The following is a 14134-nucleotide window of genomic DNA, read 5'->3' as shown; positions in this document are numbered from 1 at the left end:
CACCTCTATGGTTCCTTAATCAATTTTTTGTTAACCGAGCTATAAAGAAGCCATCTGTCGCACTGATATGAGGCCAGATACGGACAAAGCCTTCAGCTGTAATCAAATTATCTAAAGGAACTTCATCTGGATCAATCGGCATGATTTCAAATTCATCATGCTTGGCTAGAAATTCTTCAATGATTCGTTCATTCTCAGCTCGGGTTAACGTGCATGTGCTATATATAAAGATTCCACCCGGTTTTAAAAATTGTGCTAAATGATCGATTAATTCGGCTTGAATTCGACTTAATTCTGAGACAATATCGTCAATTTGATGATATTTTATTTCAGGTTTTCTGCGCATCAAGCCCAAGCCAGAACAGGGTGCATCTAGATACATTCTATCATACATCAAACCCTCAGGTGGATAAAATTTTCGTCCATCAGCTACTTGACAATCGATTAACGACTTCAAGCCAAGACGGACAGCATGTTGTTCGACCAAGTCTAATTTGTGAGCAGAAATATCCAAGGCAGTCAGATGACCCGTATCTAGCAAACTCGCAATATGGGTCGCTTTGCCACCAGGAGCGCTACACGGATCTAAGACAATTTCTTGACCGGTCAATTGACCTAGTGGAGCAACCAGCATGGAAGATTCATCTTGTACAGTGACTAACCCCTGGTCAAAGGCATGACTACGGAAAATATCCCCGCTCAAGACCTTAATTCCATAAGGCGATAAGGAACTTACTTGGGTTTGAATGCCTTCTTCAGCTAAATCATCCATGATTTGCTGACGAGTCGCCTTCTTGGGATTAATACGTAGGGATAAGGCCGGTTGGCCCAACAATGATGCTAAGAAATTCTCTAACTCAGTCAGATTCAGTAAATCGGCCAAAACTTCGATAATCGAAGGATCCATACTATATTGGATCGATAATCTTTGCGCTGGATCTAAAACTTCTAGCCTTGCCTTGCCTTTTCTCAAATAATTTCTTAAGACACCGTTGACAAAATTAGCTAATCCCTGATGTCCTTGAATCTTAGCAATCTTGACCGCTTCATTAACTACAGCATGGGTGGGAATCCGATTAAGATATTCTAATTGAAAGACGGATACATCTAACAGTAAACGAACCCAGTCATCAAGCTTTCTATCTTTCAAATAAGGAGAAAGATAGTATTCTAGCGTCCGCCAATGTTGTATCACACCATATACTAATTGAACCAGTAAGGTTTTATCGGGCCCTGTAAGATAATTTTGACCCAGTTGCTTATTTAACAGAACATTGGAATAGCCACCCTGAATTAAAATTTTCTCAAGTAGCAGAACAGCTTGAAAGCGCGGATTATTCTTAAACAGTTTTTGACTTGATTTTTTTATCTTCACGAGCTCGCCCCTTCCTTGGGTGAACTAAAAGTCTGTCCAATCAAGTCATCGGCAGGATTGCCGTTAAGGTAATCTTTAATCTGTACCCGCTTACGGCCATTTTCTTGCCATTCTTCAATGGCAAAAAAGGTATACTGTCCGCAAGCAACAATTAATTGATCGTCCGTACTGGCTACTATTTGACCTGGGCTTGCTTGATATTTGTTTGCATAATTTACCGGCCGTCCCGCCCAAATCTTAATCCGCTGACCCTTTAAAAGAGTATAGGTAGAAGGAAAAGGTCTAAAAGCACGGATATGTTGGTCAATCTCCTGGCTACTCTGGAACCAGTTGATTTGTTCAGCTTCTTTGCCAATAATCGGCGCAAAGCTGACTTGTTCTGGATTTTGTGGCTGTCGTTCAAAATCACCTGAAGCTAACTTCGGCAAAAAGTCTATTAAAGCCTGTCGACCTAATTTCGCCAATTTAGCGAATTGTTGTCCAACATCATCACTTGGCAAAATTGGAATCGCCTGTTGATAGAAGATATCTCCCGCATCCATTTGTGAGACCATTTCAATAATGGATATTCCGGTCTCCTCTTCTCCTTGCCAAATCGCGTAATGAATTGGAGCTCCTCCGCGATATTTAGGCAATAAAGAGGCATGCACATTAATAGCATAATACTTAACTGAAGCTAGTAATGAATTTGGCACAAATTGCCCATAGGCAGCAGTAATAATTAAATCAGCCGCCATCGCGGTCAGTTCCTCAGCTTCACTAGATCCTTTTATGTTTTCTGGTTGAAAGACAGGTAAATGATACTTTTGAGCGAGGACTTTGACGGGTGAAGGGGTTAATATCCTTTTCCGACCTTTAGGTCGATCCGGTTGAGTAACTACAGCTAAAATTTCATGATCCGTGGTCAATAGGCCATCAAAGATTTCGGCTGCAAAATCAGGGGTACCCATAAAAATAATTCGCATGGTAGACACTCCTTAAATAAAATATTGGGGTTCATGGTCGATCGATAAATAGGTTTCTTTAGGCAAATTTTCTTCCAATAAAGGCAAGGTTTGATTGAGCAACTTTTTGAAATCTTTTTGTGCCTTATATTTTAAGATGATTTGATAATGATATTGATTATTTAGCCGAGCAATTGGGCCCTGGCTCGGTCCCAAAATAATGACGGGAAGCTGAGACTGTTTAAAGGCCTTAGCCAAGTTTTGCTTTATTTGATGGATTGCTGACAAAGCTTGACCTTGATGACTACTAGTCACTTTTACCAGGGTTAAGTAGTAATATGGTGGATAATTACCTAAATGGCGATATTTCATCTCAAATTGGAAGAAATGATTATAATCCTGTTGTTGAGCCATCTGAATCACATAATGGTCTGGATTATAAGTTTGGATGATGACTTCGCCGGGGATCTCCCCCCTTCCAGAACGACCACTGACTTGAGTTAATAATTGAAAAGTTCGCTCACTGGCACGAAAATCAGGAATATTCAGCGAAGCGTCTGCATTAATCACCCCAACCAAACTGACATTGGCGAAATCCAAACCCTTGGCAATCATCTGCGTACCCACTAGGATATCGGCTTGTCTTTGACGAAATTGTTGAAGAAGTCGGTCGTGGGCTCCTTTTCGACGGGTTGTATCATTATCCATACGGATAATTCTCGCTTGCGGATAGATTTCTTGGAGCACTTCGACAATCTTTTGCGTTCCCATCCCTTGACTCGTCCATTGATTACTGTGGCATTGAGGACAAGCATCAGGAACATTCATTTGATAATCACAATAATGACATTTCATCTGTTGATCAGCCTTGTGGTAAGTTAATGAAATATCACAATTTGGACATTGGAGAACATACCCACAATGGCGACACAAGAGATAAGAAGCGTAGCCACGTCGATTTAATAATAAGATCACTTGTTGATGTTTATTTAGCCGGTCTTGAATCTTCTCTTCGAGTAAGGGAGAAATTTCTAATGCATGGGCGGTCAAGGCTAACTGGGTCATATCAACAACCTGAACCGGAGGTAAGGGCCGTTGATTGACTCGTTCAGTAATCTCAACCAAGCGATAGTTGCCTTTTTGAGCCCGAGCTCTCGATTCAAGTGAAGGCGTTGCTGACCCCAGAATCACGGGACAAGAATGGTATTGACTCCGCCATAAAGCGATGTCTCGAGCATGATAACGGGGATTATCCCCTTGTTTATAAGTAGTTTCATGTTCCTCGTCAATAATCATTAAACCGAGCCGCTTCAAAGGTGCAAATATTGATGATCGTGCGCCAACGACAATGTTAACTTCACCATCAACAATCCGCCGCCATTCATCATACTTTTCGGCGGCGGATAGCCCTGAATGAAGCACGGCAACTCCTTCTTGAAATCGACTTTGAACTTGGCGAATCATCTGTGGTGTCAAAGCGATTTCTGGTACTAATAAGATGGCTGACTCTTTCATCTGAATCACATGATCCAAGAGTTGTAGATAAACTTCAGTCTTGCCCGAACCGGTTACCCCTTGGAGTAAGATCGTTTCTGCTTTTTTTCCTTTTATTAAGGGAACAATTTGATCAAATGCCTGTTGTTGTTGCTTTTTCAAAGGCAACGGATAGCTGCGATTGAGCTTCAATTGTTCTAAAGGATTGCGAAAGATTTCTTCTTGCCTTTCAAGTAGCCACCCTTTATCAATGGCATTGCGAATATCCTGTCGATTGACCTCAATTTGATCATAGACCTCGCTCTGAATCATAGGCCCCTTATCCGTTCGTTTGATCAAGTAATCCAGAATTCTACGTTGCTTATGATAGCTTTGTGGGAGTTGATCGAGAAGCTGCTGATATTGGTCAACTTGTAATCTAGGTACAAGAATCGTTTGCTTTAAGTTTTTTTGTTGATCGATCACTTGATATTTCTGACCGATCCAAGATTGTTTAAGAAAATAAGCAATTTGTTGACTCGTAAAAATCGATTCCATATCATCTTGCGTCATCAACGCCGTTAAATCTTTGTCTGTAGTGATTTGCTGAGTATTCATATATTCATAAATAGCTTCTTTATTTTGTATATCAAAAGCAGTCTGATACTTGACCTTAAACATGGCAGGTAACATCGCTTTAAGGACAGCAATTCGAAATGTTTGCAAATCTTCAGCTAAGACAGCACTTAAATCTATGAGTTCTTGGTTAAGATAAGCTCGATAATCAAGCAGTCTGCTAATTGATTTTAGTGCATAGTCTAACTCAATCTGATCGACTAATTCAACAACAATTCCCATTAATTGACGCGGTCCAAAAGGAACTTGGACCCGCATGCCAATTTCGATGACACCCAAAAATTTTTCTGGAACTTTATAAGTATATAAATGGTCAACTTTCGAAGCTGGAATATCAATACATAACTGGGCGAACATTGTCTCACTCTCCAATAATAAAATGAAAACTACCATGCAGATAAATTATCCGACATAGTAGTCTACAATTTTCAGTCTCTCTTTACGTATAATAAACCAGCTTGAACTTCTTCCAAGGCCTGTCCAATCGGTTTAACAGATTGGTAGGATTCTAATTGTGGATTCTTATCAACATACATCTCACGAGCTCGCTTGCTAGCTAACATAATGAGACTATATACCGAATTCTCTTGCTCGATAAGTCGGTCAATTGAGGGATATAGCATCATATTAATCATTTCCTCCTTGTAAATATTGATGGATTTCAGCATGGATTCGATCGACAACACGTTCGACTTTCAAATGTTCACTCTGAATAATCGCATTAATTTTGGCTACAGCTTTAGGGACTTGGTCATTAACAACAACATAATCATAATATTGCATCATATCAATTTCTTCACACGCGCGTTGCATTCTTTCATAGATGACTGATTGAGCATCTGTACCGCGTTCAACCAAGCGCCCTTCGAGTTCAGTAAGATTCGGCGGTGCTAAGAAAATAAAGACGGCATCCTCGCGATTTACCCGTTCACGGACTTTTAAGGCACCTTGCACTTCAATTTCTAAGAAAACATCGTGCCCTGCTGCTAAATCTTCTTCGATTTTTGCCATCGGCGTTCCATAATAATTACCAACGTACTGAGCATACTCTAAGAGGGCTTCTTGCTCAATTAAGGCTTCAAAGGCTTCTCTACTCATAAAATGATAGTCTTTACCATCGATTTCACCGGGTCGTTGTTGCCTGGTAGTAGCCGATACTGAATATACATAGCCGTAGGGATTATCCTCAAAGATTGCAGCACGTACAGTGCCTTTGCCAACTCCTGAGGGGCCTGATAAAACGATTAACAATCCTCGAGTATCTGACATATTGACCTCCCTTTGTTTTGCGAATACTTCTTAGTGACTCATTCTATCATATTTTATCTTGAGATAAAACCTAAGAACCAGCTTTTTTCAAATCTTAATCAGAATTTAAGTGAATAAGCAAAAAGCATTGGGTATTCAAGGGACTTACCTTTATCAAAGGAAAGTACACTCTAAATTGCCCAATGCCTTTATCAAATTGAATTTCTTACTTACTCAACGATAATTTATCGCATATCTTTGACTTTCATCATGCGAATTAAGGCTGATCTTTCAGCTTCTTCTAGTTTCATTTCAATAAAATAAATTGTTTCTTCCAATTCGGGAATGGTCCGATATTCTAAAGCATTGACTCGTCGTCTAGTTTTCTCAATTTCATCCGCCATCAATTGACAGGTTTTTTCTGTTTCGGCTAATTTCAGCAAAGCATCCAAACTTTCTTCAATCGCCGCCATCGCCCCATCCATTCCGGCATTTGAGGTTAGGAAAGAATAGTCAATCTCTCCTGACCGATCTTCTTCATGAATATCCGTGAACATCTTAGGAACCTTCACACTCATGATATTTTCTTGTTCAATAATAAGTTGGGTGCTTTTAGCCGGTATTGCAAACAATTCATCAATCGCTAACTGGTTTTGCGTGGCTTTTGATAACACAAAATCTTGCATGACATCTAGTAGCTGACCTTCGACTTGCTTGCGGATTTCATTATTTTGGCGGATTAATAAAATAAATTGACGCATCAACTCATCTTGCTTATCCTTTAATAATTTATGTCCGCGACTCGCCAATTTTAATCGTTGCTTGAGCTTTGCCAACTCACCTCGAGTCGGTTTGACATTCAGTCTGGCCATATTATCACTCCTTACCAGGAAGGAATTCGTCAATCATCGGATCTTTAATCCGTTTTAATTCGGTTCGTGGCAGAATATTTAAGAGTTCCCAGGCTAATTCCAGTGTGTCAAAGATAGACCGATTGGTGGTAAAGCCTTGGTCAACATAACGTTCTTCAAATTGAGTCGCAAACTCCAAGTATTTCTTATCAGTTTCCGACAAGGCTGCTTCACCTAATACTGCTGAAAGCTCTTTGGCTTGTTTACCTTCAGCATAAGCTGCGAAAACTTGGTTCATGGTTGGCTCATGGTCCTTGCGTGTCTTTCCTTCGCCAATTCCGTCGTCTTTTAACCGCGATAGGGAAGGTAAGACATCAATCGGTGGCCGGAAACCGTTGTTATACAATTCACGGGAAAGGATAATTTGACCCTCAGTAATATAACCGGTTAAGTCGGGAATCGGATGGGTAATATCATCCTCTGGCATGGTCAAAATAGGTAACTGGGTAACCGAACCTTCCTTACCGACAATTCGCCCGGCTCGCTCATATAGGGTTGCCAGATTGGTATACAGATAACCTGGATAACCACGACGGCCTGGGACTTCTCGGCGAGCTGCAGAAACTTCACGCAGCGCCTCGCAATAGTTCGTGATATCGGTCATAATTACCAACACGTGCATATCCTTTTCAAAAGCCAAATATTCCGCTGTGGTCAAAGCAATCTTTGGAGTGGCTAGTCGTTCAATGGAAGGATCATCTGCCAAGTTAATAAATAGTACAGACCGATCTAAAGCCCCTGACTCACGAAGATTCTCCATAAAGTAGTCCGCCTCTTCAAAGGTTACTCCCATGGCGGCGAAGACCACGGCAAAATTATCATCAGAGTTCAACACCGCTGCTTGCCGGGCAATTTGGGCAGCTAATTCTTTATGAGGAAGTCCTGAACCAGAGAAAATAGGTAGCTTTTGACCCCGAACTAAGGTATTCAAATGATCAATCGTTGAAATTCCAGTTTGAATAAATTCATCAGGGTATTCGCGAGCAACTGGATTGATTGCTTCGCCCTCAATATTTAATTCTTTCTCAGCGATAATTTCCGGACCATCATCAATTACTTTACCCATCCCATTAAAGATACGACCCACCATATCTTCAGATACGGCTAGATGTTGGGGTCTACCAGTAAAGCGAACACGAGTATCTCGTAAGTTTACCCCGGCTGACCCTTCAAATAATTGAACGGTCGCATAATCGCCGTTGACTTCTAAGACTTGACCTTGCCTTCTTTGGCCATCATGCATTTGAACTTCAACCAGTTCATTATATTTGGCTCCTTTGACCCCTTCAACTTGCATCAAAGGTCCTTCGATTTGACTAACTGTACGATATTCTTTAATTTCTGTCATGCTTGGTCACCTCCAGATTGGAGAATATCTCTTAAGGTTGTTTCAATCTCATTTTTCAGATTTTCAATGTCATTTAAGCGCTCTTCTTCAATAAACTTGCTACGAGCAATCCGGTCACGCAACTCAACGGTTCCACCCATAACGTCTTGTAAGTAGGCCCCTAATTGAATCGCTTCTTGAGCTTTTTCATCGAAATATAAAATATTAGTTAATAAAGCAGTTTGTTTATTGAACGAAGTAAAGGTATCCACCGTATCATAGGCATTTTGTTGTAAGTAGTCTTCACGTAACATCCGCGCTGTATTCATGGTAATTCGGTCACGGTCTGATAAAGACTCAATCCCTACCAAGCGCACAATTTCTTCTAATTCATTTTCTTTTTGTAAGATATTCATTGCTTTACGAACTTTAACTGACCAATTGGAATTGGTTTGTTCGTCAATATAGCGACCAATCTCGTCACTATATAATGAATAAGAATCTAGCCAGTGGACAGATGGGAAGTGACGTTTTTGAGCTAACTTAGCATCTAATCCCCAGAATACTTTACATACGCGTAAGGTATTTTGGGTTACCGGTTCAGAGGTATCTCCGCCTGGAGGTGATACGGCTGAGATTGCTGTGACTGAACCTACCCGGCCCGGTGAACCCAGGGTTTCAATGAGTCCAGATCGTTCATAATATTCAGCCAAACGGGAGCCTAGATAAGCAGGATATCCTTCGTCCCCTGGCATTTCTTCTAAACGTCCTGACATTTCCCGCAAGGCTTCAGCCCAACGAGAGGTTGAATCGGCCATGATGGCTACTGAATAGCCCATATCACGGAAATATTCAGCAATGGTAATCCCAGTATAGATCGAGGCCTCCCGCGCTGCCACCGGCATATTGGAAGTATTAGCAATCAGAATGGTCCGCTCCATCAAAGATTTCCCTGTGTTTGGGTCAATTAAAGAAGGAAACTCGTTTAATACTTCAGTCATTTCATTTCCCCGTTCACCACACCCAACATAGACCACAATATCCACATCGGAGAATTTGGCAACCTGGTGTTGAATAACCGTCTTCCCTGCCCCAAAAGGTCCAGGGATCGCTGCTGCCCCACCTTTAGCAACGGGGAAGAAGGTGTCGATAACCCGTTGACCGGTTACCAGTGGTTTCAAAGGTTTTAATTTGCGAGCATAGGGACGACCTCGTCGAACTGGCCAAGTTTGAACCAGACTGCCTTCGTACACTTCACCGTTGGCGAGTTCAATTTGATAAACATTATCTTTGACTGTAAAACTACCGGACTGAATAGAAGCTACGGTTCCTTCAATACCATAAGGAACCATTATCCGGTGTTCAACAACTTCAGTTTCTTGGACAACCCCAAGAATATCTCCAGCCGACACTTGATCGCCAACCTTCTTCTGGGCCGTGAATTCCCAAAACTTATCTTGGTCAAGGACCGGAACAACGACCCCTCTTTCCAAGTAGTCTGATTGAGTTTTTTCTTTGAAAGTATTTAACGGTCGTTGAATTCCATCGAACATTTGCGACATCAAGCCAGGGCCTAATTCAACCGACAATGGTTTATGTGTCGATTCGACCGATTCTCCCGGCCCTACTCCTGATGTTTCTTCATAAACTTGAATGGAAGCTACGTCCCCGTGCATTTGAATAATTTCACCAATGAGTCCGAGGTCTCCGACCCGACAAATGTCCTGAATATTAGCATCAGCCATTCCAGAAGCTTCGATCAATGGTCCAGAAACTTTTATGATTGTACCTTTACTCAATATAGTTCCTCCCTACAATATATTTGCACCAACAGCTTTTTCAACATTATCCTGAATTCTTTGTAAACCAATCCCTAAATTCCCCCGATGACTCGGCAAGAGAATAATCGCAGGGGTTACTTGTGTATCGTAATATTTTATGGTATCAGGAATCTGTTGGGCAAAGTCTTCGGTAAGATAGATAATACCATAATTCTCCTCTGCTAATTGTTTAATCGTTTCTTTCGCTTCACTGGCAGTCAATACCGGATATATATCGAAGCCAATGATACGAAACGGTAAAATGGCATCCTTATTTCCAATGATCCCAATTTTATAGGTTGTTGCCATTGAAGTCACCTACTTTCTTTACTCTGCATCAGATTCTACAAAGATTCGCTGAGCAATATCACTGCTAATCTCTCTTTGACTATCCTTCACTAAATCAGCATATAAATAATTATAGTCAATTTGGTTCATAACCAATTTAAAACCAGCTTGACCAGAAATCGATTCCTGGCTTATCTGAATATTGGGAAATTCTTTTTGCAGTTGATCAAGATCTCTCTGAGAGAATTTAGCTAATGTCTTTTGGCCTAAAAGCAAAGTCAAAGGTTGTCCTTGATATTTATTAAGTATTCTTTGAATAAAACGGGTCTCATCTTCAACTGTCCACTGAGTCATTTTATGCACTGTTTCTTCAAATAGGCTAGTCAAAATTTCTTGTTTAGATACTAAGGAAGTTTGACGCTCTTTGTTCTGAATTTGTTGGATGAGACGGTCATGATGATGTCTTACCTTAGCCAAGGCTTGTTGACGATTCTCTTCATAAGACCGATTCAAATCATTGAACTTTTCCTTATAGCTTTGTTCTAATTTCCGAACTTCTCGTTGATAATATTCTTTTCCCTTTTGTTCGGCTTGTTCAATGACGGAACGTTTTAATTTATCAAATTCGTCCATTCAATCACCTCTTCTTCTAGTATTAAGAATATCTTTGAATTATTCGATCGATAATGTAGTCAGTCAAAGTATCCTTCTTCTCTTGAATCGCTTCTTGACTACGTTTTTGATAGTGTTCAATAGTTTTTTCTAAATCAAGCTGGGCTTGTTCTGATTCTTTCTTCAGACTGTCCTCTAAAGTCAGGGCTTCTTTTTGAATATCGGTTTGAAACGTTTCGGATTGATTCTGAAGTTTCAGGTCTAATTTTTGCTGAAATTCAGCAACTTGTTTTTGGTAACTTTCTTGGATCGCCTGAGCTTCGTCTTCAATATTTTTAATGATTTCCAACGTTTTATTAACCATGATTTCACCTCCGCAAATTAATCCATAGTTGATTATAACAAATCCTATTAATAAATAAAAACACCTAAGCTAAATTAAGCCCAACAAATAAAACTACTTGACAACAAGAACATGTGTTCGTATACTATAAATGCAAACACATGTTCGTGATTATACAGGAGGAATAACATGGAACTCTCACAAGAAAAATTAACCTATACATTAAAAAAACAATTCCATCAATGGATGGCCCCTTTTCTGAGTCAACCTCAAGGATATCCTCAACCTACCATTATGAATCTCTTGTTAATCGAGCATCTACTCCATGAACATTTCGTTTCTCTCGAACCGATTTGGATTACCTACGAATATTATGATGGACAAGAGCAGATTCAAGAAGAAACCAGCTTGGTTTATGTTGAGGCTCCAATTTCGGCAGATCGCAGTATTCTTTTGCGTGAAGCCTACACTGAAGAAAGTTTTAACATTTTTACCGAACAGATTCTTTCCGTCAAAACCATCGACTCATACTAACCCAGTAACATGCTGGATTTGTTAGCGAATAAGTTTGCTTTAAAAAATCTTAAATTTTTATTGAACCAAACAAATAAGGCATATTGAAATAAAAATACGCTTCCCTAGAAAATGTGTCCCATAGGACTTCCTAGGTGAAGCGTTTTTTCTGTTTCTAGTCATTTAAGAGTGAACTCGTCTCATGACGATTCAAGAATTTACTGCGTTTGGGAATTATCAGTTTTGGTTGGAACTTTGCTAACAGACACAAAATAAGACTCATCAAGGCGACCAAAGCCAGTAGACCCAGCCAAAATGATACTTGAGTCAAATTCGCTAAGATCGGAAATTCAACCACCTTAGCAAGTATGTTGGCCTTCAGTAGGCTAAAGACCACAGTCACAATGAAGGTAGCGGTGGAGATATTTAAATAAGTCGAAGACAAACGACGATTATTCAAAGTCTTTTGCGTATATTTGCTGAAAAAGCCCGCTAAACCGACAAAAAGTAAAGGTAATACCGCATAGACAAAAATAACAGCCAAGTGATTGAATCCATAATCTATTGAACCGAGGACAAAGCCGGTTAAGGCTCCAGAAAGAATTCCCAAAGGAGCTCCATACCTCAAGGTCAACCAGATTAAAGGTATTAGCCCCAAAGCTTCAAAATAAACCCCATCCATCTCCAAAGATTGGCGGGTCAGCCAAACAATGACTAAACTTAAGATACTTGCGATTAGCAACTCAATAAGTTGACGAAATATTCTTCTATTCATTCGACTCTCCTTACTCATCTTTAGGTTGATAACTCGAAGCTTCCATAATGATTGGTAGAACTACAGGGCGTCGTTGAGTTTCTTTGAACAAGAATTTTCCTAACTTTTCTCTTAAATCAGCCTTTAACTCGCCCCAATCAAAATCAGATCGAGCTAAATGGTCTTCTAGAACATCTAAAGTCATATCTGAACACATTTGAATCAAATCAATCGAGGTTTTCATATAAACAAAGCCACGAGAAGAAATTTGGGGACCGACTAGGACCCGTTTTAAACGACGGGAAATAGTTGCTACTACGATAAAAATACCATCTTCACTCAAGACTCTGCGATCGCGGAGAACTACGTTGCCAATATCACCGACTCCTAATCCATCCACCAAGACATCCCCGGCAGGAACTTGACCGGCTAGACTAATATTTCCTTTTTTATACTCTAAGATATCTCCATTTTGAGGTAAAAAGATATGGAAATCGTCATAACCCAGTTCTTTCGCTAATTTAGCATGGGCAGCCAACATCCGTGACTCGCCATTCACTGGCAACAAATATTGTGGTTTAAGAAAGTTCAGCATCAGTTTCAAATCATTCTGACTCGCATGACCGGAAACCCGATAATGATCCGTAATCGTCTTCACTTCAGCCCCGGCCCGATAAATCAGGTCCTTGGTTTTAGCTAAGGTGGTCTCGACACTAATGGATGGGGTGGTGGCGATATAAACCAGATCCCCTTCTTTTAAGTTGACTTGCTTATGTTTATGCCGAGCCATCATCTCTAATGCCTTGATGGGTTCACCAATATCGCCTGTCTCTAAGACCACAATCTCATCATCATCTGTCTTCTTAAGGTCTTTCATTTGGCCGATGACGTCCTTACTTGGTAAATAAATTTTGCCAAGTTGAATGGATGTATCCACAATATCAATTAAATTATCTCCAGTAATAAAGACCCGGCGCTGACTGCGTTGAGCAGCATCAAAGACTTGTTGAATTCGCGAAATATTGGAACCTATACAAGCAACAATAACCCGACCTTCAGCATTATAAAAAACCGACTCTAATTCTTCAACTATCTTCAAATCATTGACGTTCAATTCTTGGTTCTCAGCATTCGCTGAATCACTTAATAAAAGCAAGACTTGATCGTCACCAATTTTTGTCAGGCGGGAGAAATCAGTCTGGTATAAAGGTGAGGCATTGGGATCAAATTTAAAATCACCTGTATACACAATCGATCCTTCATCGGTCTTCAAGACGATTCCCACAGAATCTGGAATAGTATGGGTGGTCTTAAAGAAAGAAATCGTTGCATCTTCAAATTCAATTTCAGTGTCTTCATCGATAATAAAGAAATTTTCGACCCGATCTTGTAATCCTTTATTTTTGGCTGAGATGGTTGCCAATTCAATGGTCAATTCCGTACCGAAGACCGGTGCGTCTACTTTCTTTAATAAATAAGATAAAGCACCCACGGCATCTTCATGGCCATGGGTTAAGAAAATACCTAGCACCCGATCCTTGTTCTCTTCAATATAAGAAAAGTCGGGAATCACTGCATCAATCCCCAGCATCTCATCTTCTGGATAGACTAAACCACAGTCCAGAATAAAGATCGATTCATTCACCTCGATAACATACATATTCTTCCCTTCTTCGCGGATGCCGCCAAGCGGGATCACTCTAATCAAACTCATAATTCACCTCATAATATATATTTTAATAACTGTCACTTGTTTAAACACTTATTCATTATAGCATAATTAGCGGATAAATATAAAATTATGACTAAAAGTTAAAAATCCCTTGCAAAATTAAAAAACCTCAGTTATGATAGCTCCAGCGGTTAGTTGGTTAAGTAACTAGCCAGTTA

14 protein-coding genes are annotated in these 14134 nt (G+C 40.2%); 1 reads left to right on the top strand and 13 read right to left on the bottom strand.

Annotation, left to right across the window (positions count from 1 at the left end):
* Window positions 1–19 precede the first annotated feature (19 nt).
* The 11 genes from rsmB to BMX34_RS00340 form a co-directional block, all read right to left on the bottom strand.
* Window positions 20–1375: a 16S rRNA (cytosine(967)-C(5))-methyltransferase RsmB gene (rsmB, locus tag BMX34_RS00390; protein ID WP_092569637.1), complete on the bottom strand. Its 1356-nt coding sequence runs from the start codon at window positions 1373–1375 to the stop codon at window positions 20–22.
* The gene (gene fmt / locus BMX34_RS00385; RefSeq protein WP_092569635.1) at window positions 1372–2340 is read right to left on the bottom strand and encodes a methionyl-tRNA formyltransferase; all 969 of its coding nucleotides are present in this window, start codon (window positions 2338–2340) and stop codon (window positions 1372–1374) included. The genes rsmB and fmt overlap by 4 nt, the downstream gene beginning before the upstream one ends.
* 12 nt (window positions 2341–2352) lie before the next feature.
* Window positions 2353–4785 carry a primosomal protein N' gene (gene priA, locus BMX34_RS00380; protein WP_092569633.1) on the bottom strand — a complete coding sequence of 811 codons (2433 nt, stop codon included), beginning with the start codon at window positions 4783–4785 and terminating at the stop codon, window positions 2353–2355.
* Window positions 4786–4856: 71 nt separating this feature from the next.
* The gene (gene rpoZ, locus BMX34_RS00375; protein WP_092570275.1) at window positions 4857–5054 is read right to left on the bottom strand and encodes a DNA-directed RNA polymerase subunit omega; all 198 of its coding nucleotides are present in this window, start codon (window positions 5052–5054) and stop codon (window positions 4857–4859) included.
* Between the two features lies 1 nt (window position 5055).
* Window positions 5056–5697 (bottom strand): guanylate kinase, encoded by a 642-nt coding sequence (gene gmk, locus BMX34_RS00370; RefSeq protein WP_092569631.1) that lies wholly within the window; start codon window positions 5695–5697, stop codon window positions 5056–5058.
* Window positions 5698–5921: 224 nt separating this feature from the next.
* Window positions 5922–6548: a V-type ATP synthase subunit D gene (locus BMX34_RS00365; RefSeq protein WP_092569629.1), complete on the bottom strand. Its 627-nt coding sequence runs from the start codon at window positions 6546–6548 to the stop codon at window positions 5922–5924.
* A 4-nt stretch (window positions 6549–6552) separates the two neighbouring features.
* The gene (locus BMX34_RS00360) at window positions 6553–7935 is read right to left on the bottom strand and encodes a V-type ATP synthase subunit B (protein WP_092569627.1); all 1383 of its coding nucleotides are present in this window, start codon (window positions 7933–7935) and stop codon (window positions 6553–6555) included.
* A complete protein-coding gene (locus BMX34_RS00355; protein ID WP_092569625.1) occupies window positions 7932–9713 on the bottom strand; it encodes a V-type ATP synthase subunit A in 1782 nt (593 codons plus the stop codon). The genes BMX34_RS00360 and BMX34_RS00355 overlap by 4 nt, the downstream gene beginning before the upstream one ends.
* Before the next feature lie 12 nt (window positions 9714–9725).
* Window positions 9726–10043, bottom strand: coding sequence for a V-type ATP synthase subunit F (locus tag BMX34_RS00350; protein WP_092569623.1), 318 nt, complete (start codon window positions 10041–10043; stop codon window positions 9726–9728).
* Between the two features lie 18 nt (window positions 10044–10061).
* A complete protein-coding gene (locus tag BMX34_RS00345) occupies window positions 10062–10655 on the bottom strand; it encodes a hypothetical protein (protein WP_092569621.1) in 594 nt (197 codons plus the stop codon).
* Between the two features lie 22 nt (window positions 10656–10677).
* A complete protein-coding gene (locus BMX34_RS00340; protein ID WP_092569619.1) occupies window positions 10678–10998 on the bottom strand; it encodes a hypothetical protein in 321 nt (106 codons plus the stop codon).
* A 168-nt stretch (window positions 10999–11166) separates the two neighbouring features.
* On the opposite strand from BMX34_RS00340, the gene BMX34_RS00335 reads away from it, so the two are divergent.
* Entirely contained in the window at window positions 11167–11511 is a 345-nt protein-coding gene (locus BMX34_RS00335) for a hypothetical protein (RefSeq protein ID WP_092569617.1), read from the top strand.
* Window positions 11512–11665: 154 nt separating this feature from the next.
* Here the strand turns inward: BMX34_RS00335 and BMX34_RS00330 are convergent, their stop codons facing one another.
* On the bottom strand, window positions 11666–12265 hold the full coding sequence (locus BMX34_RS00330; RefSeq protein ID WP_159428801.1) for an energy-coupled thiamine transporter ThiT: 600 nt from the start codon (window positions 12263–12265) through the stop codon (window positions 11666–11668).
* 10 nt (window positions 12266–12275) lie between these two features.
* The gene (locus tag BMX34_RS00325) at window positions 12276–13958 is read right to left on the bottom strand and encodes a ribonuclease J (RefSeq protein WP_092569613.1); all 1683 of its coding nucleotides are present in this window, start codon (window positions 13956–13958) and stop codon (window positions 12276–12278) included.
* Between the last annotated feature and the right edge of the window lie 176 nt (window positions 13959–14134).

The sequence above is a fragment of the Ignavigranum ruoffiae genome (genome assembly GCF_900110675.1).
Lineage (GTDB): Bacteria > Bacillota > Bacilli > Lactobacillales > Aerococcaceae > Ignavigranum > Ignavigranum ruoffiae.
The sequence above is the reverse complement of the archived record's forward strand: the minus strand, read 5'-3'. Positions and strand labels throughout refer to the sequence as shown.